The organism is Pseudoclavibacter sp. RFBA6 (assembly GCF_002931575.1).
Taxonomy (GTDB): Bacteria; Actinomycetota; Actinomycetes; order Actinomycetales; family Microbacteriaceae; genus Pseudoclavibacter; species Pseudoclavibacter terrae.
The window spans coordinates 138,151-164,223 of sequence record NZ_PSUA01000013.1 but is presented as its reverse complement, the minus strand read 5'-3'; the positions used below and the strand labels follow the sequence as shown (position 1 = coordinate 164,223).

The following is a 26,073-nucleotide window of genomic DNA, read 5'->3' as shown; positions in this document are numbered from 1 at the left end:
AGAAAATCGACACCAACACGCCCGACAACATGACCGACACGCCCGTTGAGACGGCCGCGTCGAGTGAGTCGGCACAGCGCGAGGGCGGCAGCGGACGCGACAGCAACCGTCGCGGCGGCGGTCGCGGCGAGCGCGGACAGGGTGGCGGTCGTGACCGCAACTCCCGCGACGACAAGAGCCAGTTCCTTGAGCGCGTCGTCACTATCAACCGCGTCTCCAAGGTCGTCAAGGGTGGTCGACGCTTCGCGTTCACCGCGCTCGTCGTCGTCGGAGACGGCAACGGACTCGTGGGCGTCGGCTACGGCAAGGCCCGTGAGGTCCCCCTGGCCATCTCCAAGGGCGTCGAAGAGGCGAAGAAGAACTTCTTCCGCGTCCCGCGCGTCCTGAAGACGATCCCGCACCCCGTGCAGGGCGAGGCAGCAGCAGGCGTCGTCCTGCTCCGTCCCGCCGCTGCAGGTACCGGTGTTATCGCCGGTGGCCCCGTCCGCGCCGTACTCGAGTGCGCGGGCATCCATGACGTCCTGTCGAAGTCGCTCGGCTCGTCGAACACGATCAACATCGTGCACGCGACCGTCGCGGCCCTCAAGCAGCTCGAGGAGCCGCGCGCCGTCGCAGCTCGTCGTGGCCTGCCTGTCGACCAGGTCGTCCCGCAGCGCATCCTGCGTGCCGAGGCCAACGCGGCCAAGGCAGCAGCCGAAGCACAGAAGGTTGGTGCCTGATGGCCGCGAGTCTCAAGGTGACCCAGATCAAGTCCAAGATCAGCGAGAAGCAGAACCAGCGCGACACCCTGCGCTCGCTCGGCCTCAAGCGCATCGGCGACACCGTCGTGAAGCCGGACAACTCGGTGAACCGCGGCTACGTCAAGACTGTCGCTCACCTGGTCTCAGTTGAGGAGATTTCCGAATGAGCAAGAACGAGAACGAGAAGGACGTGACCTCCGAGCCGCAGCTCAAGGTCCACCACCTCCGCCCCGCTCCCGGCGCCAAGAAGTCCAAGACGCGCGTCGGTCGCGGTGAGGGCTCCAAGGGCAAGACCGCTGGTCGCGGCACCAAGGGGTCGAAGGCACGTACCACCGTGCGCATCGGCTTCGAAGGTGGCCAGATGCCACTGCACATGCGTACGCCGAAGCTGCGCGGGTTCAAGAACCCGTTCCGCGTCGAGTACCAGGTCGTCAACCTCTCCAAGCTGGCTGAGCTCTTCCCCGAGGGCGGCGATGTCACCATCGCGAACCTCGTGGCAAAGGGCGCGGTTCGCAAGAACGAGCCCGTCAAGGTGCTCGGCAATGGCGAGATTGCGGTTAAGCTGAACGTCGCGGTCGACAAGGTCTCCAGCTCAGCAGAGCAGAAGATCGTTGCTGCCGGCGGTTCCGTCAAGTAGTAACTCCAAGCGGGGGTCGGCGGTTGCCGACCCCCGCTTGTCTCTTTCACGAGAAATGAAAGCAGGAACGTAGTGTTCAGTGCCGTCGCACGAGTGTTCAAGACTCCGGATCTTCGTCGCAAGATCCTCTTCACGCTCGCTATGGTCGCCATCTACCGGATCGGCACCACGGTTCCTGGCCCCTTTGTGAACTACGTCAACGTGCAGCAGTGCCTCGACACTGGGACGCAGATGGCCGGTCTCTACGACATGGTCAACCTGTTCTCCGGTGGTGCGCTGCTCCAGTTGTCGATCTTCGCGCTGGGCATCATGCCGTACATCACGGCATCGATCATCACGCAGCTGCTGCGTGTGGTCATCCCACACTTCGAGGCACTCCACAAGGAGGGTCAGGCTGGCCAGTCGAAGCTCACGCAGTACACGCGCTACCTGACGATCGCCCTCGCGATCCTGCAGGCCACGACGCTCGCCACAGTCGCGAAGTCGGGGACGCTCTTCGGCACAGGCAACGCAGCCTGCGAGAACGTGCTCAACATGCTCAACGAGTCGGCTGCGACGCCCGAGAACGCCGTGATCAACATGGTCCGCATCGTGCTCATGGTCGCTGCCATGACCGCCGGCACCGCAGTCATCATGTGGATGGCGGAGCTCATCACGGAGCGCGGCGTCGGCAACGGCATGTCGCTCCTGATCTTCACCTCGATCGCCGCGTCGTTCCCCTCCGCGTTCGGCGCCATCGCGGCGGGAACCGGTGGCATGACGACGCTCGTCATCGTCATCGCGATCGGGCTCCTGATCATGATGGCCGTCGTGTTCGTCGAGCAGTCGCAGCGTCGCATCCCGGTGCAGTACGCCAAGCGCATGGTCGGGCGCCGCACCTACGGTGGCAACAGCACGTACATCCCCATCAAGGTGAACCAGGCAGGCGTGATCCCCGTGATCTTCGCCTCGTCGCTGCTGTACCTGCCCGCGCTCGTCGCGCAGTTCAACCAGCCGGCGGCGGGGGAGACCCCGCCCGAGTGGGTCACCTGGGTCATGAACAACTTCACGACCGGAGACCACCCGCTCTACATGGCGGTGTACTTCCTCCTCATCATCGGCTTCACGTACTTCTACGTCGCGATCGCCTTCAACCCGGAGGAAGTCGCAGAGAACATGCGCAAGCACGGAGGCTTCGTGCCCGGTATCCGCGCCGGTCGACCCACCGCCGAGTACCTCAACTTCGTGCTGACGCGCATCACGTTCCCCGGCTCCCTGTACCTGGGTGTGCTCGCGCTCATCCCGCTCATCGCGCTCTCCACCGTCAACGCGAACGCGAACTTCCCATTCGGTGGCGCCTCGATCCTCATCGTCGTCGGTGTCGGGCTGGAGACGGTGAAGCAGATCGATGCTCAACTCCAACAACGCAACTACGAGGGGCTTCTCCGATGACACATCACGACCAGACCTTCCGCCTGCTCATCGTCGGACCTCCGGGGGCTGGCAAGGGAACCCAGGCCGTCGGCATCGCTGAGGCCTTCGGCATCCCCGCCATCTCCACGGGCGACATCTTCCGTGCCAACATCAAGAACGGCACGAACCTCGGCATCCAGGTTCGGGAGATCATCGAGAGCGGCAACCTCGTTCCCGATTCCCTCACGAACGAGCTCGTGCGCGACCGCCTGACCGAGGCAGACGCCGCGGCCGGCTTCCTGCTCGACGGCTACCCCCGCACCCTGGAGCAGGTCGCCTTCCTGACGCAGCTGCTCGCGGAGCAGGGCACCGCGATCGACGCGGTCATCGAGCTCAAGGTCGAGGTGGACAGCGTCGTCGAGCGTCTCCGCCGTCGTTCGCTCGAGCAGGGTCGCGCGGATGACACGGAAGAGGCCATCCGCCACCGTCAGAACGTGTACCTGCAGGAGACGGCGCCTCTTCTCGAGACGTACGCAGCGCGCGGCGTGCTCGTGAGCGTCAACGGCTTCGGCACGGTCGAAGAAGTTCGCAACCGGATCTTCGCCGCCCTCGAGCAGCGTGGCCTGCGTCACCCGCTGCACCGCTTGAGCGGCAAGTAGGCACGACACCGCACCGCAACGTAGGACCCGCCGGGAGGAAACTCCGGCGGGTCCTTCGTGCTGGGGGCCGATCGCCCACGGCGGCCCTCGTCCCGGGCTTTTCGTCCCTGGTTCACCGCTGATCTTCTCGGCTAGCGTTGCGCTGTACGCCTCCCAGTCGGGAGGCGCTGCATGAACCCTGCAGACAAGGTTGTCCAGGAATGGAGACGCGTATGCCCTCGCCGTCAGCTGAGCCACATGACCTCGTCGATTTCGACGTGCTGCTGAATGAAGAGGAATTGGCGTTGCGTCGACGGGTGCGATTCCTCGTGGACGAGCACGTGCGGCCGCGCATCGCCTCCTGGTACGAGGATGCTGAGTTCCCGATCGACCTCGTGCCGGTGCTTGCGAGCGAGGGACTGCTCGGCATGCACCTGAGCGGGTACGGATGCGCCGGACGCAGCGCCGTCGAGTACGGGATCGCGGCCGCCGAGCTGGAGGCTGGCGACTCGGGGATCCGCACGTTCGTCTCCGTGCAGGGCTCTCTCGCGATGAGCGCGATCTGGAAGCACGGCAGCGAGGACCAGAAGAACGAGTGGCTTCCGCGCATGGCGGCGGGCGAGGTCATCGGATGCTTCGGTCTGACCGAGCCCGAGGCTGGATCTGACCCGGGGACCATGCGCACCTTCGCCCGGCGGGACGGCGACGACTGGGTTCTCAGCGGGGCGAAGAGATGGATCGGCCTGGCGTCGCTTGCGCAGATCGCAGTCATCTGGGCGCAGACCGACGACGGCGTCCGCGGCTTCCTCGTGCCGACCGCATCCGCCGGCTTCTCGGCGACGCCAATCGGCCCGAAGCTCTCGATGCGCGCCTCCGTGCAGTGCGACATCGTCCTCGACGAGGTCAGGGTGCCTGCCGATGCCATGCTCCCGGGAGCACGCGGGCTGCGCGGGCCGTTCGAGTGCCTCAACGAAGCCCGGTACGGCATCGCGTGGGGCGTCATGGGGGCGGCTAGGGACAGCTTCGAGGCGGCACTCGCCTACGCGGGGGAGCGGCACCCGTTCAACCGTCCGCTGTCCGGCTTCCAGCTGACCCAGCAGAAGCTCGTCGACATGGCTCTCGAGATCAACAAGGGCTTCCTCCTCGCGCTCCAGCTGGGACGCCTCAAGGATGCCGGGCGCATCCAGCCGCATCACATCTCCGCTGGCAAGCTCAACAACACGCGTGAGGCGATCGCCATCGCACGTGAGGCACGGACTGTACTCGGCGGCAACGGCATCACCCTCGACTACTCTCCGCTGCGTCATGCGAACAACCTCGAGTCGGTGCGCACCTACGAGGGGACGGACGAGATCCACACCCTCGTGCTCGGCAACAAGCTGACCGGCATCCCGGCCTTCAGGTAGGAACGACCGATGCTTCCGGATCCCGAACATGACGGTGTGCTGAGCGGGGTGCGGGTCGCGGACTTCTCGCGGGTGCTCGCGGGCCCGTACGCGACGATGATGCTGGCCGACTTCGGCGCGGACGTCATCAAGATCGAGCCACCGGGCGGTGATGAGACGCGCGCCTGGACGCCGCCGGTCGATGCGCGTGGGCAGTCGACGTACTTCGGGGGAGTGAACAGGGGCAAGCGGTCGCTGCTGCTCGACCTGACCGACGCCGCTGACCTCGCGACGGCGAAGCGCCTCGCCCTCGAGGCTGATGTCGTGGTCGAGAACTTCCGGCCCGGAGTCATGGCGCGCTTCGGTCTGGACTACGAGACCGTGCGCGGTGAGAACCCGTCCGCCGTGTACTGCTCTGTCACGGGATTCGGCACCGTTGGCGGTGCAGCGATGCCCGGCTACGACCTGCTGGTGCAGGCCGTCGGCGGCCTCATGAGCATCACGGGGCCGGTGGACGGAGAGCCGAGCAAGGTCGGCGTCGCCCTCGTCGACGTGCTGACCGGGTTGAACGCCGTGACCGGGATACTCCTTGCGCTCCGCGAGCGGGAAAGAAGCGGCGTCGGGCAGCGGGTCGAGGTCGATCTCATGACGAGTCTGCTGTCGGCGCTCGCAAATCAGGCGTCGAGCACGCTGGCGACGGGTGAGGCTCCTGCGCGGCTCGGCAACGCGCACCCGAGCATCGCGCCGTACGAGCTGTTCGACGCTCGGGACCGGCCACTCGTGATCGCCGTCGGCAACGATCGTCAGTTCGCGTCCCTCGTCGAGACCTTGGGCTGCTCGGAGCTGGCCACCGACGCCCGCTTCTCTTCGAATCAGCTCCGCGTGCACCACCGGTCGGAGCTCAGAGAGCTGCTGGGCGCCCGACTTGGCGAAGATGATGCCCGCGACTGGGTGCGGCGTCTGACCGACGCTCGGGTTCCAGCCGGTCTGGTGAACGACGTCGCGGAGGCGTTCGCCTTCGCGGAGTCGCTCGGGCTCGAGGCGGTCCTCGAGCTGACGGACGAGGAAGGAGAGCGTGTGCGGTCGGTGGCGAACCCCATCCACCTCTCGTCGACACCCGCGCGCTCCGCCGGGCCGCCGCCCGATCTCCCAGCGGAGGGGGAGAGGACCGTCTGGCACCAGGAGCGCGTTACTGAACCGTGACGTGCGGACGCGCAGCCTTGCCGAAGCGTTGTCGTCTGGTGACCGGAGAAGCCCGGGCCGCCCACTAGCGTCGTTCTGGTGCGCCACATCAGGGGCACCGGGAGGTCGAGGTGCATGCATGACAAACGGTTCTGCACCGCAGCGGAGCAGCGCTGAGGACGCGGCGATCCTTGCCGCAGCTGGCGTCGTGGCCGTCGTGGGCGTGCTGACCGCGGTCGCGCTGTCAGAGGCGTCCCCGCTCACGGCGGTGCGTGACGCGCTCGTTTCCGACAGAGCGGTATCCGGCGCGCTCTTCGCCTTTGCCCTGGTGACGGCGGCGTGCATCGCCGCCCTCTCGCTCCGCCGGCGACGTGTGAGGGACGCGCGACGCCGAACGTGGATCACAGCCGCTCTGTGCCTCGTCGCGGTCGCGGGAAGCACCACGCTTCTTGTTGCCCCCGCACGCCACGCCGGTGAGATGGCGGCGTCGGCTCAGCGGGTCGACAACGAGCGCGCGGTAGCCAGCTGGGAGCAGTGGGGGATCGGCGGCGAAGAGACGACGACGGTCCTGACCCAGAACGAGCTGGAAGCGGACTACAGCGCTCTTGTCGATGCGCTCGTCGATGTGCTTGCCGACCCGGTCACCGAGGACTCGCAGTTCCCGCTGCGCGCGCAGCCCAACCCGCAGGGCTGCGGGGACTACGCGCATCCGGGGGTCAGGTACGAGAACGTCTTCAGCTTCAGGACAGCTGACGACGCCGCGAGCTGGGCGGCCGTCGAAGCGCTCGTGCGCAGCGAAGGCTTCTTCGTCGAGGCGACCGTGGACACGCTGGTGGCCAGCGGCACCTACCATCCCTCGGTGTCGTTCGTATCGCTGATGGGGCCGGATGAGACCCTGCCGGGCGAACCGTGGCTGACCCTCACCATCTCGGGGAAGTGCGGCGTGGCCGATGACTGAGCTGCACGCGCCACCGAGCGCCCCTGCTTGCTCGCTCGCAGAGAAGCCGCAACCGTGGCCGCTGGCCACCGTCGTCCTGGTCTGCGCCGCGATCAGCTCGCTCGCGCCGCTCGTCGCGATCACGTTCCCGTTCGCGACAGCGACCGGCGACCTGCCGGCCGCGTGGCTCTGGATCCGCGGAGGGCTGCTCGCCGCCTTCCCTGCCCTCATCTTCGCCGTGGCCGTCGGCGGCTCGGTCCGGCTCGCGAGGATCCGGACGCGCGGGGCACTCGCCGCCGTCGTGGCCGCCGGTCTGCTGGCAGCGGCGAACGCTGCCTTCACAATCATCTGGTGTGCCGTCGCGGCGAGCCGGGCTGCTGGTGCATGACGTGCAGGAGGACAACACGATGGAGAGCTCAGACGAGCGCGCGGCCGAGGTTGGCGTGGACTCGGCGCGACCGGAGCCGCAACGTCAGCAGGGCGCCGGCGGCCGTGCGCCCAGTACGCCAGACCGCGCGCTGATCATCGGCCTGTACGCGCTTGCCGTTGCCGTCGTGCAGGTTCCCGTCTTCGCGGCTGTGATAGCGCTGAGCCCGTTCTCCTCCGTCGGCATGGCAATTCTCTCGCCCACGTACTTCCTCGACGGGATGGCCACGGCGGGGAGCTACGTGTGGGGAGCGATTCTGCAGGCGGTCCTGATCGTGCTCCTCGCTCTGATCCCCGCGCTGGTCGCCGTGGTGGTCTGGCTGCTGGTGGGCCGGATGCGCCGCGAGGGGAAGGCCGAGCAGGCTGGCCCTCTCTATGGGCCCCTGGCGATCTCGGCTCTATCGACGCTCGCCATGCTCCTGATCGCCGCCACTGTCGTGGTGAACGGTGTTGTGACCGCGTCCTCCAGCCTCTCCACCAGCTACGAGGGAACCTACGACGAGGCGGAGTTCGGGTACGGCTACGACGACACGTACGTCGAGCCGTCGCCCGCTGCTCCCGTAGTCCCGACGTTCTCGTCCTTGAGTGCCGACGAGGTGAAGGCGGCTGTCACAGCCCTTGCAGATGAGACCAGAGCGCTCGTGCCTGAACCCCTCGAGGACAACCCCGACTACGCGCAGTACGTGGGCGTCAATGAGGTCGCATGCGGCGATGAGGAGCATCCCGGGGTCCAGGCATGGGTCTCGGCGAGCTTCAGGAGCCCCACCGCCGACATCGACATGACCGCGGTCGAGGAACTCTGGACGCAGCACGGGCTGGTTGTCTCCAGGGACACCGAGTTCATCGCGGACAGCACCTCGGTGACGGGAGACGGTCTCGGCAGCGACGCGCTGGCCCTCGCAACCCTGGAGACGAACGATGGATGGCTGTACCTGTGGATCGACGGCGACTGCGTCGCCACCGGCTGAGGGTGGACACGGTCGCCGCCTTCACCAGGGTCGTAGACTCTCCTGATGCGCAAGAGCATCTACAAGACCCCTGCCGAGCTCGCAGCGATGGTCCCAGCCGGGCTGATCACGGCTCTCGCCCTCGACGCCGTCGCAGAGGCGATCCGGCCGGGAGTGACCACGCTGGAGCTGGACGCCATCGCGGAGAGGGTCGTGCGCGACAAGGGCGCGGTCCCGAACTTCGCGCTCGTCCCCGGGTACCGCCACACGATCTGCGCCTCCGTCGACGATGCGGTGGTGCACGGCATTCCGAACGCCGAGCCGCTCAGGGCAGGGCAGCTGGTCTCGATCGACGCCGGTGCCATGTTCGAAGGCTGGAACGGGGACTCCGCACGCACCTTCGTCGTTCCGGGCGACGGCGCGGACACGGCCGCGGTGGCGGATGGGGCGCGCCTCAGCGAGGCCTGCGAACGCTCGCTCTGGGCAGGTATCGCGAAGCTCGCGACGGCGAAGCACCTCGCCGAGGTCGGCGCGGCGGTCGAGGAATCCATCGAGCAGTCCGGCGACTTCGGGATCCTCGAGGACTTCGCGGGACATGGCATCGGGCGCAGCATGCACGAGGAGCCGACCGTGCACAACATCCGCGTGTTCGGCCGAGGGCCCGTCGTCAAGCCGGGACTCGCCATCTGCATCGAGCCGATGCTCACGCTCGGCGGGCCGGATGTGGTCATCGACGATGACGAGTGGACCGTGCGCTCAGCCGACGGAACGCTCGGCGCGCACTGGGAGCACACCATCCTCGTCCATGCCGGCGGCATCTGGGTCTCGACCGCCCACGACGGGGGAGCGGCGGGACTCGCGCCATTCGGCGTGGTGCCGGCTCTGCCAGCTGGCGCAGGAGTATAGACCGCACTTGCACTCCGCGGGAAGACCACCTAGAGTTGACGCTTGGTGTCTTTTGCGTTGCGATTTCGCGCGCGTCGTCACCGTCCATCCGCACGACCAGCGTGCATTCAATAGCAAACGACAGTGAGGCTATGGCCAAGAAAGACGGCGTCATCGAGATCGAGGGTTCGGTTGTCGAGGCATTGCCAAACGCAATGTTCCGCGTAGAGCTCTCGAACGGACACAAGGTTCTTGCTCACATCTCGGGCAAGATGCGTCAGCACTACATCCGCATCCTTCCTGAGGACCGCGTGATCGTGGAGTTGAGCCCGTACGACTTGACCCGCGGCCGCATCGTCTACCGCTACAAGTAGGCACGCTGTAAGGAACGGCTGGGCATGCGTATGCCCAGCACGAGGCCAGCGATCACAGAAGGAACTTCAATGAAGGTCAACCCCAGCGTCAAGAAGATCTGCGACAAGTGCAAGGTTATCCGCCGTCACGGTCGCGTCATGGTCATCTGCGAGAACCCGCGCCACAAGCAGCGCCAGGGCTAATCGCTCGGGGCTCCTCTCTCACGTGCGAGTCGCGCGTGAGAGATGCCCCTGAGTGCATCAGCACTCGACGTCACAACTGAATACGAAACAGCACCAGTAAGAACCGAAGGGCGTCGAGCCCGACGGGGACACCTTCGGACCGAGGCCGGGGCCCATCCGGTGCATCACACCTCAACCCACAGGAGAAATCCCATGGCACGTCTCGCAGGCGTCGACCTCCCGCGCGAAAAGCGCGTCGAGATCGCACTCACCTACATCTACGGCGTCGGCCGCACGAGCGCACTCAAGGCGCTCGAGGACACCGGCATCGACGGCAACATCCGCGTCAAGAACCTCGACGACGAGCAGCTCGTCCAGCTCCGCGACTACATCGAAGGCAACTTCAAGGTAGAAGGTGACCTCCGACGCGAGGTCGCAGCTGACATCCGCCGCAAGGTCGAAATCGGCAGCTACGAGGGTCTCCGCCACCGCCGCGGTCTCCCCGTGCGCGGCCAGCGCACGAAGACCAACGCGCGTACCCGCAAGGGTCCGAAGCGCACGGTCGCCGGCAAGAAGAAGGCACGCTAGTCGCCGCCGCGACAGCGCCCGCAGATTTCGTAGGAGAGAACATTGGCTACCCCAAAGAGCGCCGCTCGTAAGCCGCGCAAGAAGGACAAGAAGAACGTCGCAGTGGGCCAGGCTCACATCAAGTCGACCTTCAACAACACGATCGTGTCGATCACCGACCCGTCCGGAGCTGTCATCAGCTGGGCGTCCTCCGGTGGAGTCGGCTTCAAGGGCTCGCGCAAGTCGACCCCGTTCGCCGCTCAGCTCGCCGCCGAGGCAGCAGCTCGTCAGGCGCAGGAGCACGGCATGAAGAAGGTCGACGTCTTCGTCAAGGGACCGGGCTCCGGTCGCGAGACCGCGATCCGCTCGCTTCAGGCCGCTGGCCTCGAGGTCGGCTCGATCAACGACGTCACCCCCCAGGCACACAACGGCTGCCGCCCCCCGAAGCGTCGCCGCGTCTAGCCTCTCGTCCGCTGCGAGGCTCTCCCGCAAGGGAGAGCCTTGTGGCGGATGTTCGGCGTCCCCGCTCGAACTCCACACCCGGTCGACGACGTGCGTCGGCTGAATCGCCAAGTGTCATATAGCGGACACTTTGCCGAAAGGAACCCATAGTGCTTATCGCACAGCGTCCAACGCTCACCGAGGAAAGCCTCTCCGAGAACCGCTCGAAGTTCACGATCGGACCGCTCGAGCCCGGCTTCGGCTACACCCTCGGCAACTCACTGCGTCGCACCCTGTTGTCCTCCATCCCGGGGGCTGCAGTCACGAGCATCCGTCTCGACGGTGTCCTCCACAAGTTCACGACCATCCCTGGTGTGAAGGAAGACGTCACCGAGATCATCCTCAACATCAAGCAGCTGGTCGTCTCCAGCGAGCACGATGAGCCGATCACGGCCTACCTCCGCAAGACGGGGGCTGGCGAGGTCACGGCTGCTGACATCTCCGCACCGGCCGGTGTCGAGGTGCACAACCCGGACCTCGTCATCGCGACGCTGAACGACGACGCGAAGTTCGAGCTCGAGCTCACCATCGAGCGCGGCCGCGGCTACGTGTCGGCGACGCAGAACCGCAACGAGTTCTCCGAGGCCGGCCAGGTCCCGATTGACTCGATCTACTCGCCCGTCCTCAAGGTCACCTACCGTGTAGACGCGACGCGTGCCGGTGAGCGCACCGACTTCGACAACCTCGTCGTCGACGTCGAGACGAAGCCGGCCATCTCGCCGCGCGACGCCATCGCCTCGGCCGGTCGTACGCTCGTCGAGCTCTTCAGCCTCGCCCGCGAGCTGAACGAGCAGGCAGAGGGCATCGAGATCGGCCCAGCGCCGGTCGACGCGGTCCTCACCAACGAGCTGTCGATGCCGATCGAAGACCTCGACCTCTCCGTGCGCTCGTACAACTGCCTCAAGCGCGAGGGCATCAACACCGTTTCCGAGCTCGTCGCGCTCAGCGAGACCCAGCTCATGAACATCCGCAACTTCGGTCAGAAGTCGGTCGACGAGGTGCGCGACAAGCTCACCGAGCTCGGCCTCTCGCTCAAGGACTCGGTTCCCGGGTTCGAGGGCGCTCACTTCTACGGTGCCGGCGACGACACCGGCGAGTACGTCTAAACAGACCTGCCCGCCAGACCGACTTCACACGAAAGAGAATGACGAATGCCTAAGCCCAACAAGGGTCCTCGCCTCGGAGGCGGCCCCGCACACGAGCGCCTCATGCTCGCGACGCTCGCGGCCCAGCTGTACACGCACAAGCGCATCCAGACGACCGAGACGAAGGCCAAGCGCCTCCGCCCGCTCGCTGAGCGCCTGATCACCTTCGCGAAGCGCGGCGACATCCACGCACGCCGTCGCGTGCTGCAGGTCGTCACCGACAAGACCGTCGTGCACGAGCTCTTCACGGAGATCGCACCGCAGATGGCAGGTCGCGACGGCGGATACACCCGCATCATCAAGACCGGCTACCGCAAGGGCGACAACGCCCCCATGGCAGTCATCGAGCTCGTGCTCGAGCCCGTCACCCCGAAGGCCTCCGCAGTGAAGACCGCCCCAGCCGCGGCACCTGCTGAGCCCGAGGTCGAAGCGGACGAGGTCGAGACGGCCGCGGGTGACACCGAGGCGTCCGAGCCCACGGCCGATGGCGGCACGCAGCCGACGGAAGCCAACGACGCGGCAGCAGACGCCGCCGAGTCGGACACCGACGAGAAGGCCGACGACGCCAAGTAGTCGAACCTGACACCGAAGCCCTCGAGCATCCAGACGGAATGCTCGGGGGCTTCGTCGTGTCGCAGAGAATCGTGATCGAGTAAGGGAAGATGAGTTCATGGCGCACGGGCGAGACACGGCACGGTTCCGTCTGGACATCGCCTACGACGGAACAGCCTTCAGCGGTTGGGCCGCGCAGCCCGAGCTGCGCACCGTCCAAGGCGCGCTCGAGGACGCGCTCCGCCTCGTTGCCCGCGAACTGCCGCCCGGCCCGCTCCTCACCGTCGCGGGCAGAACCGACGCCGGCGTCCACGCCACGGCTCAGGTCGCGCACCTCGATCTCGATGAGCGTGCGATCGACAACGTCCGACGGCGGTCAGACGACGACATCGCCGAGATCCTCCTCCGCCGCACCAACGGTGTGCTCGGGCGTGACAGCGACGTCGTCGTCGCCCGCGTCTCACCGGCGCCGGACGGCTTCGACGCGCGCTTCTCGGCGATCTCACGCAGCTACGAGTTCCGCATCGCAGACCGACTCACGCCCCCGAATCCCATCGAACGGCACCGGACCGCCGTCGTCACCCGCGCGCTGGACGCTGGCCTCATGCAGGCGGCGGCGGACACCCTCGTGGGCCTCCACGACTTCGCCGGCTTCTGCAGGCCCCGTCCGAATGCGACGACGATCCGCACGCTGCAGCGGTTCGACTGGACGCGCGATGAGCACGGCGTGCTCCTCGCGCACCTCGAAGCTGATGCGTTCTGCCACTCGATGGTGCGCTCTCTCGTGGGCATGTGCGCTGAGGTGGGGGCCGGGCGCATCCGCATAAAGGACGTACCGGCGCTGCTCGAGGCGACTGAGCGAAGCAGCGCGTTCCCCGTCCTCTCCGCAAAAGGCCTGACCTTGACGGGGGTCGGCTACCCGCCCGAGCACCAGCTGCTCGAACGGCAGCAGGTGACGAGGGCGCAGCGCCCGGCGCTGCATCTGGTCGAGCCGCTGGGCGAGTCCACGAGCGTCGATGCGGGATCTACATCTCCCGACTGATTCCCAGGGTCTCGCGAGCGTTCAGACTGGATGCATGGTCGATCTCATCAGCTACGCGGCGCTGGCTCTGCCCGTCGCCGTCTTCATCCTGCTGAGCCTGACCTCGAAGCTCTGGCCCAGGGCCACTGCGGCCGGGGCCTGGACCGCGCTCGGAGTCGGCATCAGCGTCTCCGCATACGGCATCGTGAGCATGGCGATTCCCTCGCTCGACCCGACCGACCCCGACTTCTTCCTCGGATCCTTCCTCTTCGCTGCATCCCTGATCGCCGGGGGAGTCGGGACCATGCTGATCGTCGGCGTGTTCGGCGCGGCGGCGAGGTTCCGGACGATCCGCGCGCGCCGCCTCGCGCATGTGCCCGCATGAGATTGCCATCGGACGTTCGCTGACGTAAGCTACTCAAGTTGTCTGCACTCCGGTGTCGGCTTCGAAGTTGAGCCCTCGACTGTGACGTTCGCGGCTGAGCGTCCCTGGGACACGGTTCCCGGCACCTCATCCGCAACCATCACGACAGAGCGGGATTCACGACCTCCTCATTTCGACGAAAGGTGCACATTCATGCGCACGTACACACCAAAGGGCGGTGACATCACCCATGACTGGGTGGTCATCGACGCGACTGATGTCGTTCTCGGCCGTCTCGCAACCCACGCGGCAGCACTGCTCCGCGGCAAGCACAAGGCAACCTTCGCTCAGCACGTTGACATGGGCGACTTCGTCATCGTCATCAACGCTGAGAAGGTCGCGCTGACGGGCTCCAAGCTCCAGAAGAAGCTCGCCTACCGCCACTCGGGCTACCCGGGCGGCCTCACGGCGACCTCCTACACGGAGATGCTCGAGAAGCACCCAACGCGCGCCGTCGAGAAGGCGATCCGCGGCATGCTCCCCAAGAACACGCTCGGACGCGACCAGCTCAAGAAGCTCAAGGTCTACGCAGGTGCTGAGCACCCGCACGCAGCCCAGCAGCCGAAGCCGTACGTCTTCGACCAGGTTGCCCAGTAGCGGCCCGAGCTAGGAAAGAGAACACAGTGGCAACCATTGCAGAGTCCATCGAGCAGCCGCAGAGCTACTCGACCGAAACCCCAGAGGCAGAGGCGGCCGTTCAGGCTCCTCGTCCGGCGCTCACCGTTCCCGGTGCGGCTGTCGGTCGCCGCAAGCAGGCAATCGCCCGCGTGCGCCTCATCCCGGGAACCGGCACCATCACGGTCAACGACCGCGACATCGCCGACTACTTCCCGAACAAGCTGCACCAGCAGCTGATCAACGACCCGTTCACGATCCTGAGCCTCGGTGGCGCGTACGACGTCATCGCGCGCATCTCGGGTGGCGGACCTTCCGGTCAGGCCGGCGCCCTTCGCCTCGGCATCGCGCGCGCTCTGAACGAGATCGACCGCGAGAACAACCGCCCGGAGCTCAAGAAGGCCGGCTTCCTCTCTCGTGACGCTCGCGTCAAGGAGCGCAAGAAGGCCGGACTCAAGAAGGCCCGTAAGGCGCCTCAGTACTCGAAGCGCTAAGTCCAGACATTTCGAATGCCTAGGCTTTTCGGAACGGACGGGGTTCGTGGGCTTGCGAACGACCACCTCACGGTCGAGCTCGCCCTCAGCCTCGCCCAGGCCGCTGCCATCGTGCTCGCGACATCTGCTCGCGAGCACGGGCGGCGGCCTCGTGCTGTTTTGGCCCGCGATCCGCGGGTCTCAGGCGAATTCATCTCAGCTGCCGTCGCGGCTGGGCTCGCCTCCTCCGGGGTCGACGTGCTCGACGCCGGAGTCATCCCCACGCCTGCCGCCGCATTCCTGACAGCGGAGATCGGCGCCGACTTCGGCGTCATGATCTCCGCGTCGCACAACCCTGCGCCCGACAACGGGATCAAGTTCTTCGCGCGCGGCGGACGCAAGCTGGCCGACGACCTGGAGAATCAGATCGAGGCGCTGCTCGGCCGAGAGAAGCTCACGCCGACTGGTGCTGGTGTCGGGAGCATCGAGCGGTTCGCCGACGCGGAGGACCGCTACGCGCTCCACCTGCTGCGCAGCCTGCCGCTCCGCGAGGACGGCACTTCGCCGCTGCGGGGACTGCATGTCGTGCTCGACTGCGCCCACGGTGCGGCCGCGGGGGTCTCTCCCGAGGTCTTCACCGATGCTGGCGCGCAGGTGACGGTCATCGGCAACGCGCCCAACGGCCTCAACATCAACGAGGGCGTCGGGTCGACCCACCTCGGTGAGCTGGCGCGCACCGTGACCGAGCTCGGGGCAGACCTCGGCATCGCCCACGACGGCGACGCCGACCGCTGCCTCGCCATCGACGCTGACGGGAACGTCGTCGACGGCGACCAGATCATGGCGATCCTGGCCGTCTCGATGCGGCGACGCGGCGCCCTGCGTGAGGACACGCTCGTGGCGACCGTCATGTCGAACCTCGGCCTCAAGATCGCGATGCGAGAAGCGGGCATCCGCATGATCGAGACGAAGGTCGGCGACCGGTACGTGCTAGAAGAGCTCAACGAGCGGGGCCTGGCCCTCGGCGGAGAGCAGTCGGGGCACGTGATCCTCACCGACTACGCGACGACCGGCGACGGAATTCTCACCGGACTCCACATCGCGGCGGAGATGCGGCGCACGGGCAAGACCCTCGCCGAACTCGCATCCGTGATGCGCGTCTACCCGCAGGTGCTCATCAACGTGCCAGGGGTGAGGAAAGAAGACTGCGCCACCGACGAACCGCTGCAGGCCGCGGTCGCCCAGGTCGCCAGCGAGCTCGGCGAGACGGGACGGGTGCTGCTGCGCCCGTCCGGAACCGAGCCGCTCGTGCGCGTCATGATCGAAGCCGGGGAGCAGGAGACCGCGCAACGTCATGCAGAGGCGCTTGCCGCCGTCGTCCGCGAACGCCTGGCCCTCTGAGCCGGGCTCGCGAGGCACGCTACCCGCGGACATCAGTCAAGAACGGGGTTCCACTGCACCGAGACACGGTGCAGCGGAACCCCGTTCTCGTTCTGCGGGATTCCACTTGAATCTCCAGCCTTGCCCCTGGCACCCTCAGTGAGCCCTCCGCGAGGGGAGCCCACCTCGGTGTGCGAACAAAACAAAGCCCGAGGCAAAGTTTTGGTGACAATCTCGCATCTCGGGCTTCGCGCGTGGATAAGCTCAACACGCGGAAATCCCGCCAATCGTAAGGAGCTCTCCATGATCGAACGCAAGATCACCGTCGCCTCGGAACACGGCCTTCACGCACGTCCCGCAGCGCTCTTCGTGCAGGCAGCGACCGAGGCCGGCGTCCCGGTGACGATCGCGAAGGGCGACAAGAGCGTCAACGCGGCCAGCATCCTCGGTGTCCTCTCGCTTGGCGTCTCCAAGGGTGACGAGATCACCCTCTCCGTCGATGGTGACGAAGCCGTCGCCGACCAGCTCGTGGCTCTCCTGGAGACCAACCACGACGCTTGAGCCGCCGCGCGCGCTCCGGCCACTCGGCCAATTCTTGAAATCCGGGAACAGTCGCACTGACTTCTCCCCTCCGATCCCCGCGCATGGGGACTGCTTGGAGCAACAATGACTGCAGAAGCCACAACGACCGAACGCAAGGGCGCCCGGGTCGGCGTCCAGAAGTTCGGTGCGTTCCTCTCCGGCATGGTCATGCCGAACATCCCGGCGTTCATCGCCTGGGGCCTCATCACCACGCTCTTCATCGAGACGGGCTGGCTGAACGAGCTGTTCCCCGGCAACGGCCAGCTCTGGGGCACCCTGGGTGGCTGGGCGATCGACCCGGGCACCATCAGCGACGAGAACCCAGAGGGCACGGCCTTCCCCGGCCTCGTCGGCCCGATGATCACCTACCTGCTGCCCCTCCTCATCGCCTACCAGGGCGGCAAGATGGTCTACGACACGCGTGGTGGCGTCGTCGGCGCGATCGCGACGATGGGTGTCATCGTCGGCGCGGGAATCCCGATGTTCATCGGTGCCATGATCATGGGCCCGCTCGCGGCATGGATCATGAAGAAGGTCGACAGCATCTGGGACGGCAAGATTCGCGCCGGCTTCGAGATGCTCGTCAACAACTTCTCGGCCGGCATCCTCGCGATGCTTCTGGCTCTCGCCGGGTTCTTCGCGATCGCTCCGGTCATCACGTGGCTCACCGAACGCCTCGGCGAGGGAGTCGACGCACTCGTCAACGCCGGGCTGCTGCCGCTCGCGAGCATCCTCATCGAGCCCGCGAAGATCCTGTTCCTCAACAACGCGATCAACCAGGGAGTCCTCACGCCCCTGGGAGTCGCACAGTCGGAAGAGGCGGGCAAGAGCATCCTGTTCCTGCTCGAGGCGAACCCCGGCCCCGGTCTGGGACTCCTCCTCGCGTTCTGCTTCTTCGGTGTCGGGGTTGCACGCGCGAGTGCACCTGGCGCGGTCATCATCCAGTTCCTCGGTGGCATCCACGAGATCTACTTCCCGTACGTGCTCGCGAAGCCCGCTCTGATCCTCGCGGTCATCGGCGGTGGCGCGACCGGCGTCCTCACGAACGTCATCTTCGACTCGGGTCTCGTCGCTCCGGCTTCTCCCGGGTCGATCTTCGCGATCATGATCATGACGGCGCAGGGGAGCCACCTCGGCGTCATCCTGTCGGTCGTGTTCTCGGCTGGAGTCACCTTCGCGATCGCGGCTGCCATCCTGCTGAGCTCGCGCAAGAAGGACCTGGCCGCAGAAGCTGCCGGGGGCAACAGCTTCGCGGATGCTGTCGCGCAGACCGAGGCGAACAAGGGCAAGAAGTCCGACGCGCTGTCTGGTCTGGCCACGCAGGCCGGTGGTGACGCGGTCGACACCAGGGTGATCACCAATGTCGTCTTCGCGTGCGATGCCGGCATGGGCTCGAGCGCCATGGGCGCATCCGTGCTCAGGAACAAGATCAAGAAGGCCGGAATCGAGGGGATCAACGTGAAGAACGTCTCGATCGCGAACCTCGACGCAACTCCGGACCTCATCGTCACGCACCAGGACCTCACGGACCGGGCGAAGCAGAAGTCCCCAGACGCGATCCACGTGTCCGTGGAAAACTTCATGAACAGCCCCAGGTATGACGAGGTCGTGGCAAGGCTCGCCAACCAGTGAGCCACGCCATCGATTGACCCTCGGCCCCGAGCTGGAACACTCCAGCTCGGGGCCTCCTATCGAAAGGAACCGAAAAAATGGCAGAAGTACTGAGCCTCGACAGCATTCGTCTCGGCGGAACCGCACGAACGCGCGAGGAAGCCATCACGGAAGCGGGTGAGCTGCTCGTCGCAGCCGGTGCCGTGACGCAGGACTACATCCAGGCGATGCACGATCGCGAGCAGAGCGTCTCGACGTTCATGGGCAACTACCTCGCGATCCCGCACGGCACGAACGAGGCCAAGGACTCGATCCTCGGTTCCGCCCTGTCCGTGATCCGCTACGACGAGCCCATCGACTGGGGCGGAAACGAGACCCGTTTCGTCATCGGCATCGCAGGCAAGGACGGCGGCCACCTCGAGATCCTCTCCAGCGTCGCGATCGTCTTCAGCGACGAGGACAACGTGGACGCCCTCCTGAAGGCGGAGACGCCGGAAGAGCTCGCACGGCTCCTCGGGGACGTGAACGAGTAATGAAGGCAGTCCACATCGGTGCCGGCAACATCGGGCGCGGCTTCATCGGGCTCGTCCTGCATGAAGCCGGGTACGAGGTCGTCTACGCCGACGTCAACGCCGACCTCATCGGGGCGCTCCAGGCGGTCGACACCTACACGGTGCACGAAGTCGGTCCGTCCGCCAAGAGCCACGTCGTCGACCGCTTCCGGGCGATCAACTCGGCCACGCACGAGGACGAGGTCGTGCAGGAGATCGCGACGGCCGACGTCGTCACGTGCGCCGTCGGTCCGAACGTGCTCCGCTTCATCGCGCCCGTCATCCGCAAGGGCCTCGCAGCCCGCCCGGCCGACGCGCCGAAGCTCGCCGTCATGGCGTGCGAGAACGCGATCGGCGCATCCGACACGCTCAAGGGGCTTGTCCTCGACGGCGCCGAGGAGCTGGCCGACCGAGCCGTCTTCGCCAACACGGCGGTCGACCGCATCGTTCCCGAGCAGGCTGTCGAGGGGGTCGATGTCACCGTCGAGGACTTCTTCGAGTGGACGATCGACCGGACGCCGTTCGACGGTGCCGAGCCGAGAATCCCGGCCGCGCACTTCGTGGACGACCTCGAGCCGTACATCGAGCGCAAGCTCTTCACGGTGAACACGGGTCACGCGACGATCGCCTACCACGGCTTCGTCGCGGGCGCCACGAACATGCAGGATGCGCTCGCGCTTCCCGCGGTCGCGGCAGAGGTCGAAGCGGTGCTGGGCGAGACGAGCCGAGTGCTCGTCTCGCAGTTCGGGTTCTCGGAGGGCGACCACGCCGAGTACGTCGCGACGACGCTCTCGAGGTTCGCGAACCGTGATCTGCCCGACCAGCCCGCTCGCGTCGGCCGTCAGCCGCTGCGCAAGCTCTCGGCGAAGGAGCGCTTCGTGCGCCCGGCGTCTGAGGCTGCCGCGGCGGGGCTGTCGTACGACGCGCTCGTTCGCGCGATCGGGGCGGCTCTGCGGTTCGACTTCGAAGCCGACCAGGAGAGCGTCGAGCTGCAGCAGAAGCTCGCCACGCTCGACGCGGAGACGTTCACCCGCGAGGTCACCGGCCTCGACGGCGGCGCGCTCTTCGCGGCGGTGGTCGCAGAGGTCGAGCAGGCGCAGGCGGCACGCACCGCCTAGCGTCCGCACCACGCAGTCACGAAGCCCCTTCCGAGTTCGCTCGGGAGGGGCTTCGCGCTGTCCCATCGCCCAGCCATCCCCAGACTGCGACCAGGCGCCCCTGGGCTCGAGAACGAGGCGCCGGGCTCAGACCTTGCGGAGGAGGACGCTGCGCACGGTGTGGTCGCTCGCCTTGCGAAGCACCAGTTGCGCGCGGGAGCGGGTCGGCATGACGTTCTCGCGCAGGTTCGGGCCGTTGATGCGCGACCAGATGCTGCGGGCGTGCTCGAGGGCCTCATCGGTGCTGAGGTCGGCGAAGCGCCGGAAGTACGACCTCGGATTCGTGAACGCGCCGCGCTGCAACGACAGGAAACGCTGCTCGTACCACCGGGCGATGTCCTCAGAGCGCGCGTCGACGTAGATGGAGAAGTCGAACATGTCGCTCACGGCGAGCGAATGAGCACGAGGGGGCTGGAGCACGTTGAGGCCCTCGACGATGAGGACATCCGGTTGGTTCACGACGATCTCGGCGTCGGGGACGATGTCGTAGCTGAGGTGCGAGTAGAACGGCGCGCGGGCCTCCGCTGCGCCGCTCTTCACTTTCGTGATGAACCGCAGCAGCGCCCGCTGGTCGTACGACTCCGGGAAGCCCTTGCGTTCCATGAGGCCGCGGCGCTCGAGCTCCGCGTTCGGGTAGAGGAAGCCATCCGTGGTGACCAGCTCCACGCGAGGCGTGTCCTCCCAGCGGCGCAGCAACTCCCTGAGGAGGCGCGACACCGTCGACTTCCCGACGGCCACCGACCCGGCGACGCCGATGACGAACGGCGTGGATGCGCTGCGCTCGCCGAGGAAACCGCTGGTCGCGCGGTGCAGAGAGCGGGCGTTCGAGACGTAGAGGTTGATGAGGCGGGACAGCGGCACGTAGACGTCCCGAACCTCGTCCAGATCGAGGTGATCCCCGAGGCCTCGGAGGCGGATGAGGTCGGATTCGTCGAGCGTCATCGGGGTCGATGGTGCCAGGTCGGCCCAGTCCTGGCGGAGGATCTCGACGAAGGGCGAGTCTCCTCCGCTGCGCGGAATCTGACCAGTTGCGGACATAGAACGCGAGTCTAGTGCGGTGTCCGGCCCCGCATGAGCGGTGCCCCTAAGATGGCCCCTATGTGCGGAATTGTTGGTTACGTTGGTCCACGAGAGAGCCTTGACATCCTGATGGGCGGCCTCGCAAGACTCGAGTACCGGGGGTACGACTCCGCGGGTGTCGCGGTCATCGATGACGAGGGGCAGATCGAGACCCGCAAGCGCGCGGGCAAGCTGAAGGTGCTGCGCGAGGACCTCGAGCGCCACCCGCTTTCCGATGGCCACACGGGTATCGGCCACACCAGGTGGGCGACGCACGGCGGTCCGACGGACGCGAACGCGCATCCGCACCTCGCCGATGACGGCAAGCTGGCTGTCATCCACAACGGGATCATCGAGAACTTCGCCGAGCTCAAGGCTGAGCTCGTCGAGCTGGGCTACACGTTCAAGTCGGAGACGGACACCGAGGTCGCAGCCGTCATGATCGGCCACGTCTACCGCGAGGTCGGCAGCCTCGAGCAGGCCTTCCGCGCCGTGGTCCGGCGCCTCGACGGGGCGTTCACGCTTCTCGCGGTGCACGCGAACGAGCCCGGACTCGTCGTCGGCGCGCGTCTCAACTCGCCGCTGGTCATCGGCCTCGGCGATGGAGAGAACTTCCTCGGCTCCGACGTCGCCGCGTTCGTCGAGTACACGCCGCGTGCGCTGGCCGTGGGTCAGGAGCAGATCGTGCTCGTGCGTCCGGACTCGGTCGAGATCACGACGTTCGACGGCGAGCCCGCCACGGCAGAGGCCTTCGAGGTGTCGTGGGACGCGTCAGCCGCCGAGAAGGGCGGCTGGCCGAGCTTCATGGCCAAGGAGATCGACGAGGACCCGGAAGCCGTTGCGAACACGCTGCGCGGTCGCATCGTCGAGGGGCGTGTCGCAATGCCAGACCTCGACGCGCTCGGGGACGACTTCTTCAACGACATCCACCGCATCATCATCGTCGCCTGCGGAACGGCCGCATACTCGGCGCAGGTCGGCGCGTACGCCATGGAGAAGTGGGCCCGCGTGCCCGTGCAGGTCGAGCTCGCCCACGAGTTCCGCTACCGCGACCCCGTCCTCGACTCCCGCACGCTCATCGTCTCGATGAGCCAGTCTGGCGAGACGATGGATACCCTCATGGCGGTCCGCTACGCCATGTCCCGAGGCGCGAAGACGCTCTCGATCTGCAACACGCAGGGTGCGACGATCCCACGCGAGTCCGACGCGGTCGTCTACACGCACGCGGGACCCGAGGTCGCCGTCGCATCGACGAAGGCGTTCCTCGCCCAGATCACCGCGCTCTACCTGCTCGGCATCTACACGGCCACCGTGCGCGGCACGATGACCGACGAGCGCCGCGAGGAGCTCCTCACGGAATTTCAGACGATCCCAGAGAAGGTGCGCACCGTCCTCGGCGTCCGGGAGCGCATCCACGAGCTCGCGAACTGGATGGCCGACACCCGCTCGGTGCTGTACCTGGGCCGCAACGTTGGCTACCCCATCGCTCTCGAGGGCGCGCTGAAGCTCAAGGAGATCGCGTACATCCACGCGGAGGGCTTCGCGGCGGGCGAGCTCAAGCACGGCCCGATCGCGCTCATCGAACCTGGACAGCCCGTCTTCGTCATCGTGCCGAGCCCTCGCCACGACGACACGCTGCACCCGAAGATCGTCTCGAACATCCAGGAGATCCGCGCACGCGGTGCCCGGGTGCTCGCGATCTGCGAGGTCGGTGACGCGGCCGTGCTGCCGTACGCCGACGAGGTCATCGCGGTTCCGCCGACCGAGCCCTTCTTCGAGCCGCTCCTCGCAGTCGTGCCGCTGCAGATCTTCGCGATCGAGCTGGCGACGGCGAAGGGCCTCGACGTCGACCAGCCTCGCAACCTGGCGAAGTCCGTCACCGTCGAGTAGTCGAGCGTGATCGTCGGTATCGGAGTGGACACTGTGGAGCTCGCGCGGTTCGCGCGGGCCCTCCAGCGGGCGCCGCGCCTGCGTGAACGCCTGTTCACTCCCGCTGAACGGCAGCGGTCTGTGGCGTCCCTCGGTGCACGGTTCGCGGCTCGCGAGGCGGCGGTGAAGGCGCTCGGCGGGATCGGGTCGCTCAGCTTCCTCGATTTCGAGGTGGAGAGCGGCCCCGCGGGTCGCCCGGAATTCGCGGTGACTCCCGCGCTCCGTGCGCACCTCGACGCCGTTGGTGTCGACCACCTGCATCTCTCGCTCACCCACGAGCGCACGACTGCGACGGCGTTCGTCATCGCCGAGCGGGCTGCTGGCGCCGGAGTCGGCGCGTGACCGGCCCTCGTATCGACGTCGACCTCGATGCCATCCGGGCGAACGTGCGCGCGGTCGCCGAGCTCACCGGCACGCCCCTGCTCGCCGTCGTCAAGGCGAATGCCTACGGGCACGGGGCATCCGACGTCGCGCGGGCCGCGCTCGAGGGCGGAGCCGAGCGCCTCGGCGTCGTCGACCTCGCCGAGGCGTTCGCGCTCCGAGCGGCCGGCATCACGGCGCCCATCCTCGCTTGGATGCACGGGGCACGCACCGATTGGCTCGCGGCGCTCGGCGCCGAGATCGAGCTGGGCATCTCGTCGCTCGCGCAGCTTGAACTCCTGGATATCGGCCTTGGTCGCCTCGAGCATTCGGATCGCTCCGTGGTGGTGCATCTCAAGCTCGACACCGGCCTTGGGCGCAACGGCATCAGTGCGCTCGAGTGGGAAGCCGCGTTCACGAAGGCGGCCGAGCTCGAGCGGCGGGGCATCATCCGGCTCGACGGGCTGTTCAGCCACCTCGCGGGGGCGGGCCATGAGGCGGACGCCGCCCAGCTCACCTCGTTCGAGCGCGCGCTTGCGCTCGCTGGACGCTGCGGGCTGACGCCCTCCGTCCGGCATCTTGCCGCGACGGCGGGCTCGATGACGTTGCCGGAGGCGCGCTTGGATCTCGTGCGACTGGGCGTCTCTCTGTACGGGCTCTCGCCGTTCTCCGCGGGCGCCGACTGTCCCGTCGCCCTGCGGCCGGCGCTCGCGCTGAGCGCTCCCATCCGTGAAGACCAGCGGGGGTATCGGGTCGACGTCGGGCACGCCGTCGGGCTGCCGCCGGTTGCACCGGGTTCGCTGCTCTTCACCGACGATGCCGGCGTCGACTGGCGCCTGGTATCTGTGGATGCCCTGGAGCTGCGCATCGAGCCGGTCGACGCTGACGTCGCCGCCTCCGAGAACCCAGCCGAGCGTGACGAGGAGCGGCGCTTGCTGGTCATCGACGCGGATCGCTCTACGAGCGCCGACGACTGGGCGGCGGCGGCGGGCACCATCAACTACGAGGTCGTCACGCGGCTCAGTGCGCGCATCCCGCGACGTCCTTCCTCACTGGGAGGGGCGACGTCGGCAGGGGGTGCGGGCATCCCAGTCCGGACGGACGGTCTCGCGCCACGGCGGGAGCTCACGGTCGACGTCGAGCTACTGCGCACCCGCATGAGCGAGCGAGCGCGCGGCCTCTCGGAGGCGCTCGCCGAGGGGGCGGGGGCGCGTCAGGCGGCTCGGATGTTCAGCGTCGACGTCTCGGCGGATGCCTACGGTCTCGGTGCGCGACTCGTCGCCGATCTGACCCTCGAACACGGCCTCCTCCCGCTCGTCGCGACCTCGACGGAGCTCGCGCACGTGGGGGCGGCGGCACGAAGCAGCACGCTCGTCGACCACGAGCGCACGAGGGACGCCGGCACCCGCGCGGTCTACGGGTTCGACGGGCCGGGAGCGCACGCGGCGGTCTCCCTCGCGAGCGAACTGGTGCACGTCAAGCGCGTCGCAGCCGGGCATGGCGTCTCCTACGGCTACGACTGGGTGGCCGAGGAATCCACGATCCTGGGTCTTGTCCCGCTCGGTTACGCCGACGCCATTCCCCGCCGCGTCGCAGGCCGCGCCGAGGTCGTCGTCGGTGGCAGGAGGAGGCCGATCGTCGGACGAGTTGCCATGGACCAGGTGGTCGTCGACCTCCAGGATCAGGAGGCGTGGATCGGCATGCCCATCTCCGTCTTCGGTTCGGGCCCTCAGGACATCCACCTCGACGAGTGGGCCGCATGGTCCGGCGTCGAACCCCGGGCCTTCGTGGCGGCGCTGGGCACCCGCGTCGTGCGGCGAGCAGTCCAGGGGGACGGGAAGGTGGAAGCAGTTGGAAGATGACACGAGCGTGAGCGCCATCGTCGGCCTCGCCACGGCTGATGACATGGTTCGGGCTGGCGAGATCGTCGGCGGTCAGCTGGTGGCAGGCGACGTGCTGGTGCTCACCGGCCCACTGGGCGCAGGCAAGACGACGTTCGCTCGCGGACTCGGCGCAGCACTCGGCGTCCGCGGGCCGGTCACGAGTCCGACGTTCGTGCTCGCGCGCACCCATCCATCGCTCGCGGGCGGGCCCGACCTCGTCCACGTCGACGCCTACCGCCTCGGCCACCCTGCTGAGCTCGACGACCTCGGTCTCGATCTGGCTGCGAGCGTGACCGTCGTCGAGTGGGGGCGGGATGCGGTGCCGCTGGTGACCGATCGCTGGCTGGAGATCACCATCGACCGTTCGACGGCGTCGTTCCCAGCGGCACCTGCGGCCGAACGGCCTCGTTCGGAGGGGCCTCCCGACGATGACGCGGACGACGAGCCGCTCGACCCGCGCCGGCTGACCCTGGGCGTCCACGGGGCATGGGACCGACCCGTCGGTGAGTCGCTCGGGAGCGCGCTGCGCACCGAGTTCGGCGCGCCCGCCGCGTAGAA

The 26,073-nt window shown here is 67.2% G+C and carries 31 protein-coding genes; 30 read left to right on the top strand and 1 reads right to left on the bottom strand.

The window, feature by feature from the left end; all coding sequences use genetic code 11:
- Window positions 1–29: 29 nt before the first annotated feature.
- The 26 genes from rpsE (at window position 30) to C5C17_RS14110 (ending at window position 20,245) form a co-directional block, all read left to right on the top strand.
- Entirely contained in the window at window positions 30–719 is a 690-nt protein-coding gene (gene rpsE, locus C5C17_RS14235) for a 30S ribosomal protein S5 (protein ID WP_104254101.1), read from the top strand.
- On the top strand, window positions 719–907 hold the full coding sequence (gene rpmD / locus C5C17_RS14230; protein WP_068479261.1) for a 50S ribosomal protein L30: 189 nt from the start codon (window positions 719–721) through the stop codon (window positions 905–907). Before rpsE ends, rpmD begins: the two co-directional genes overlap by 1 nt.
- Window positions 904–1,377: a 50S ribosomal protein L15 gene (gene rplO / locus C5C17_RS14225; RefSeq protein WP_068479260.1), complete on the top strand. Its 474-nt coding sequence runs from the start codon at window positions 904–906 to the stop codon at window positions 1,375–1,377. The genes rpmD and rplO overlap by 4 nt, the downstream gene beginning before the upstream one ends.
- 72 nt (window positions 1,378–1,449) lie before the next feature.
- A complete protein-coding gene (secY, locus tag C5C17_RS14220; protein WP_104254027.1) occupies window positions 1,450–2,808 on the top strand; it encodes a preprotein translocase subunit SecY in 1,359 nt (452 codons plus the stop codon).
- Complete coding sequence (locus C5C17_RS14215) at window positions 2,805–3,428, top strand: adenylate kinase (RefSeq protein WP_104254026.1); 624 nt, start codon at window positions 2,805–2,807, stop codon at window positions 3,426–3,428. The genes secY and C5C17_RS14215 overlap by 4 nt, the downstream gene beginning before the upstream one ends.
- Before the next feature lie 212 nt (window positions 3,429–3,640).
- Window positions 3,641–4,813, top strand: coding sequence for an acyl-CoA dehydrogenase family protein (locus C5C17_RS14210; RefSeq protein ID WP_181028615.1), 1,173 nt, complete (start codon window positions 3,641–3,643; stop codon window positions 4,811–4,813).
- A 9-nt stretch (window positions 4,814–4,822) separates the two neighbouring features.
- The gene (locus C5C17_RS14205) at window positions 4,823–5,995 is read left to right on the top strand and encodes a CaiB/BaiF CoA-transferase family protein (protein ID WP_104254024.1); all 1,173 of its coding nucleotides are present in this window, start codon (window positions 4,823–4,825) and stop codon (window positions 5,993–5,995) included.
- A 118-nt stretch (window positions 5,996–6,113) separates the two neighbouring features.
- Complete coding sequence (locus C5C17_RS14200) at window positions 6,114–6,932, top strand: hypothetical protein (protein WP_104254023.1); 819 nt, start codon at window positions 6,114–6,116, stop codon at window positions 6,930–6,932.
- A complete protein-coding gene (locus C5C17_RS14195; protein WP_104254022.1) occupies window positions 6,925–7,299 on the top strand; it encodes a hypothetical protein in 375 nt (124 codons plus the stop codon). The genes C5C17_RS14200 and C5C17_RS14195 overlap by 8 nt, the downstream gene beginning before the upstream one ends.
- 19 nt (window positions 7,300–7,318) lie before the next feature.
- On the top strand, window positions 7,319–8,305 hold the full coding sequence (locus tag C5C17_RS14190; RefSeq protein WP_146079189.1) for a hypothetical protein: 987 nt from the start codon (window positions 7,319–7,321) through the stop codon (window positions 8,303–8,305).
- A gap of 45 nt (window positions 8,306–8,350) precedes the next feature.
- A complete protein-coding gene (gene map, locus C5C17_RS14185) occupies window positions 8,351–9,190 on the top strand; it encodes a type I methionyl aminopeptidase (RefSeq protein WP_104254020.1) in 840 nt (279 codons plus the stop codon).
- A 131-nt stretch (window positions 9,191–9,321) separates the two neighbouring features.
- Window positions 9,322–9,543, top strand: a complete 222-nt coding sequence (gene infA / locus C5C17_RS14180; protein WP_066056559.1) for a translation initiation factor IF-1 — start codon at window positions 9,322–9,324, stop codon at window positions 9,541–9,543.
- A 69-nt stretch (window positions 9,544–9,612) separates the two neighbouring features.
- Window positions 9,613–9,726, top strand: a complete 114-nt coding sequence (rpmJ, locus tag C5C17_RS14175) for a 50S ribosomal protein L36 (RefSeq protein ID WP_008361054.1) — start codon at window positions 9,613–9,615, stop codon at window positions 9,724–9,726.
- Window positions 9,727–9,918: 192 nt separating this feature from the next.
- The gene (rpsM, locus tag C5C17_RS14170; RefSeq protein ID WP_068479246.1) at window positions 9,919–10,293 is read left to right on the top strand and encodes a 30S ribosomal protein S13; all 375 of its coding nucleotides are present in this window, start codon (window positions 9,919–9,921) and stop codon (window positions 10,291–10,293) included.
- A gap of 42 nt (window positions 10,294–10,335) precedes the next feature.
- On the top strand, window positions 10,336–10,734 hold the full coding sequence (gene rpsK / locus C5C17_RS14165; protein ID WP_068479244.1) for a 30S ribosomal protein S11: 399 nt from the start codon (window positions 10,336–10,338) through the stop codon (window positions 10,732–10,734).
- Between the two features lie 149 nt (window positions 10,735–10,883).
- Entirely contained in the window at window positions 10,884–11,879 is a 996-nt protein-coding gene (locus C5C17_RS14160; RefSeq protein ID WP_104254019.1) for a DNA-directed RNA polymerase subunit alpha, read from the top strand.
- 45 nt (window positions 11,880–11,924) lie between these two features.
- Window positions 11,925–12,491: a 50S ribosomal protein L17 gene (gene rplQ / locus C5C17_RS14155; RefSeq protein ID WP_104254018.1), complete on the top strand. Its 567-nt coding sequence runs from the start codon at window positions 11,925–11,927 to the stop codon at window positions 12,489–12,491.
- 97 nt (window positions 12,492–12,588) lie between these two features.
- On the top strand, window positions 12,589–13,512 hold the full coding sequence (truA, locus tag C5C17_RS14150) for a tRNA pseudouridine(38-40) synthase TruA (RefSeq protein ID WP_104254017.1): 924 nt from the start codon (window positions 12,589–12,591) through the stop codon (window positions 13,510–13,512).
- 34 nt (window positions 13,513–13,546) lie between these two features.
- Window positions 13,547–13,876, top strand: coding sequence for a hypothetical protein (locus tag C5C17_RS14145; RefSeq protein ID WP_104254016.1), 330 nt, complete (start codon window positions 13,547–13,549; stop codon window positions 13,874–13,876).
- Between the two features lie 192 nt (window positions 13,877–14,068).
- Window positions 14,069–14,512, top strand: coding sequence for a 50S ribosomal protein L13 (gene rplM / locus C5C17_RS14140; RefSeq protein WP_068479234.1), 444 nt, complete (start codon window positions 14,069–14,071; stop codon window positions 14,510–14,512).
- Between the two features lie 26 nt (window positions 14,513–14,538).
- Complete coding sequence (rpsI, locus tag C5C17_RS14135) at window positions 14,539–15,024, top strand: 30S ribosomal protein S9 (RefSeq protein ID WP_104242637.1); 486 nt, start codon at window positions 14,539–14,541, stop codon at window positions 15,022–15,024.
- Window positions 15,025–15,039: 15 nt separating this feature from the next.
- Window positions 15,040–16,404 carry a phosphoglucosamine mutase gene (gene glmM, locus C5C17_RS14130; RefSeq protein ID WP_104254015.1) on the top strand — a complete coding sequence of 455 codons (1,365 nt, stop codon included), beginning with the start codon at window positions 15,040–15,042 and terminating at the stop codon, window positions 16,402–16,404.
- A 282-nt stretch (window positions 16,405–16,686) separates the two neighbouring features.
- Window positions 16,687–16,944, top strand: coding sequence for an HPr family phosphocarrier protein (locus C5C17_RS14125; protein ID WP_104254014.1), 258 nt, complete (start codon window positions 16,687–16,689; stop codon window positions 16,942–16,944).
- A gap of 105 nt (window positions 16,945–17,049) precedes the next feature.
- Entirely contained in the window at window positions 17,050–18,597 is a 1,548-nt protein-coding gene (locus C5C17_RS14120) for a PTS mannitol transporter subunit IICB (protein WP_104254013.1), read from the top strand.
- Window positions 18,598–18,674: 77 nt separating this feature from the next.
- Window positions 18,675–19,109 (top strand): PTS sugar transporter subunit IIA, encoded by a 435-nt coding sequence (locus tag C5C17_RS14115; RefSeq protein ID WP_104254012.1) that lies wholly within the window; start codon window positions 18,675–18,677, stop codon window positions 19,107–19,109.
- A complete protein-coding gene (locus C5C17_RS14110) occupies window positions 19,109–20,245 on the top strand; it encodes a mannitol-1-phosphate 5-dehydrogenase (RefSeq protein WP_104254011.1) in 1,137 nt (378 codons plus the stop codon). The genes C5C17_RS14115 and C5C17_RS14110 overlap by 1 nt, the downstream gene beginning before the upstream one ends.
- A gap of 126 nt (window positions 20,246–20,371) precedes the next feature.
- On the opposite strand, the gene coaA is transcribed toward C5C17_RS14110, so the two are convergent.
- Window positions 20,372–21,322: a type I pantothenate kinase gene (coaA, locus tag C5C17_RS14105; RefSeq protein ID WP_104254010.1), complete on the bottom strand. Its 951-nt coding sequence runs from the start codon at window positions 21,320–21,322 to the stop codon at window positions 20,372–20,374.
- Between the two features lie 60 nt (window positions 21,323–21,382).
- Between coaA and glmS the strand changes: the two genes are divergently transcribed.
- Genes glmS through tsaE form a run of 4 tightly spaced genes read left to right on the top strand, consistent with a single transcriptional unit; the run spans window position 21,383 to window position 26,071 of the window.
- The gene (gene glmS / locus C5C17_RS14100) at window positions 21,383–23,233 is read left to right on the top strand and encodes a glutamine--fructose-6-phosphate transaminase (isomerizing) (protein ID WP_104254009.1); all 1,851 of its coding nucleotides are present in this window, start codon (window positions 21,383–21,385) and stop codon (window positions 23,231–23,233) included.
- 6 nt (window positions 23,234–23,239) lie between these two features.
- A complete protein-coding gene (locus C5C17_RS14095; protein ID WP_104254008.1) occupies window positions 23,240–23,614 on the top strand; it encodes a holo-ACP synthase in 375 nt (124 codons plus the stop codon).
- Entirely contained in the window at window positions 23,611–25,494 is a 1,884-nt protein-coding gene (locus C5C17_RS19000) for an alanine racemase (protein WP_258066222.1), read from the top strand. Before C5C17_RS14095 ends, C5C17_RS19000 begins: the two co-directional genes overlap by 4 nt.
- Window positions 25,484–26,071, top strand: coding sequence for a tRNA (adenosine(37)-N6)-threonylcarbamoyltransferase complex ATPase subunit type 1 TsaE (gene tsaE, locus C5C17_RS14080; protein ID WP_374953921.1), 588 nt, complete (start codon window positions 25,484–25,486; stop codon window positions 26,069–26,071). Before C5C17_RS19000 ends, tsaE begins: the two co-directional genes overlap by 11 nt.
- Window positions 26,072–26,073: the final 2 nt, after the last annotated feature.

Coding starts and splice junctions, on each gene's coding strand:
- rpsE (WP_104254101.1), top strand. CDS start 30: ATGACCGACACGCCCGTTGAGACGGCCGCGTCGAGTGAGTCGGCACAG.
- rpmD (WP_068479261.1), top strand. CDS start 719: ATGGCCGCGAGTCTCAAGGTGACCCAGATCAAGTCCAAGATCAGCGAG.
- rplO (WP_068479260.1), top strand. CDS start 904: ATGAGCAAGAACGAGAACGAGAAGGACGTGACCTCCGAGCCGCAGCTC.
- C5C17_RS14215 (WP_104254026.1), top strand. CDS start 2,805: ATGACACATCACGACCAGACCTTCCGCCTGCTCATCGTCGGACCTCCG.
- C5C17_RS14210 (WP_181028615.1), top strand. CDS start 3,641: ATGCCCTCGCCGTCAGCTGAGCCACATGACCTCGTCGATTTCGACGTG.
- C5C17_RS14205 (WP_104254024.1), top strand. CDS start 4,823: ATGCTTCCGGATCCCGAACATGACGGTGTGCTGAGCGGGGTGCGGGTC.
- C5C17_RS14200 (WP_104254023.1), top strand. CDS start 6,114: ATGACAAACGGTTCTGCACCGCAGCGGAGCAGCGCTGAGGACGCGGCG.
- C5C17_RS14195 (WP_104254022.1), top strand. CDS start 6,925: ATGACTGAGCTGCACGCGCCACCGAGCGCCCCTGCTTGCTCGCTCGCA.
- C5C17_RS14190 (WP_146079189.1), top strand. CDS start 7,319: ATGGAGAGCTCAGACGAGCGCGCGGCCGAGGTTGGCGTGGACTCGGCG.
- map (WP_104254020.1), top strand. CDS start 8,351: ATGCGCAAGAGCATCTACAAGACCCCTGCCGAGCTCGCAGCGATGGTC.
- infA (WP_066056559.1), top strand. CDS start 9,322: ATGGCCAAGAAAGACGGCGTCATCGAGATCGAGGGTTCGGTTGTCGAG.
- rpmJ (WP_008361054.1), top strand. CDS start 9,613: ATGAAGGTCAACCCCAGCGTCAAGAAGATCTGCGACAAGTGCAAGGTT.
- rpsM (WP_068479246.1), top strand. CDS start 9,919: ATGGCACGTCTCGCAGGCGTCGACCTCCCGCGCGAAAAGCGCGTCGAG.
- rplQ (WP_104254018.1), top strand. CDS start 11,925: ATGCCTAAGCCCAACAAGGGTCCTCGCCTCGGAGGCGGCCCCGCACAC.
- truA (WP_104254017.1), top strand. CDS start 12,589: ATGGCGCACGGGCGAGACACGGCACGGTTCCGTCTGGACATCGCCTAC.
- C5C17_RS14145 (WP_104254016.1), top strand. CDS start 13,547: ATGGTCGATCTCATCAGCTACGCGGCGCTGGCTCTGCCCGTCGCCGTC.
- rplM (WP_068479234.1), top strand. CDS start 14,069: ATGCGCACGTACACACCAAAGGGCGGTGACATCACCCATGACTGGGTG.
- glmM (WP_104254015.1), top strand. CDS start 15,040: ATGCCTAGGCTTTTCGGAACGGACGGGGTTCGTGGGCTTGCGAACGAC.
- C5C17_RS14125 (WP_104254014.1), top strand. CDS start 16,687: ATGATCGAACGCAAGATCACCGTCGCCTCGGAACACGGCCTTCACGCA.
- C5C17_RS14120 (WP_104254013.1), top strand. CDS start 17,050: ATGACTGCAGAAGCCACAACGACCGAACGCAAGGGCGCCCGGGTCGGC.
- C5C17_RS14115 (WP_104254012.1), top strand. CDS start 18,675: ATGGCAGAAGTACTGAGCCTCGACAGCATTCGTCTCGGCGGAACCGCA.
- C5C17_RS14110 (WP_104254011.1), top strand. CDS start 19,109: ATGAAGGCAGTCCACATCGGTGCCGGCAACATCGGGCGCGGCTTCATC.
- coaA (WP_104254010.1), bottom strand. CDS start 21,322: ATGTCCGCAACTGGTCAGATTCCGCGCAGCGGAGGAGACTCGCCCTTC.
- glmS (WP_104254009.1), top strand. CDS start 21,383: ATGTGCGGAATTGTTGGTTACGTTGGTCCACGAGAGAGCCTTGACATC.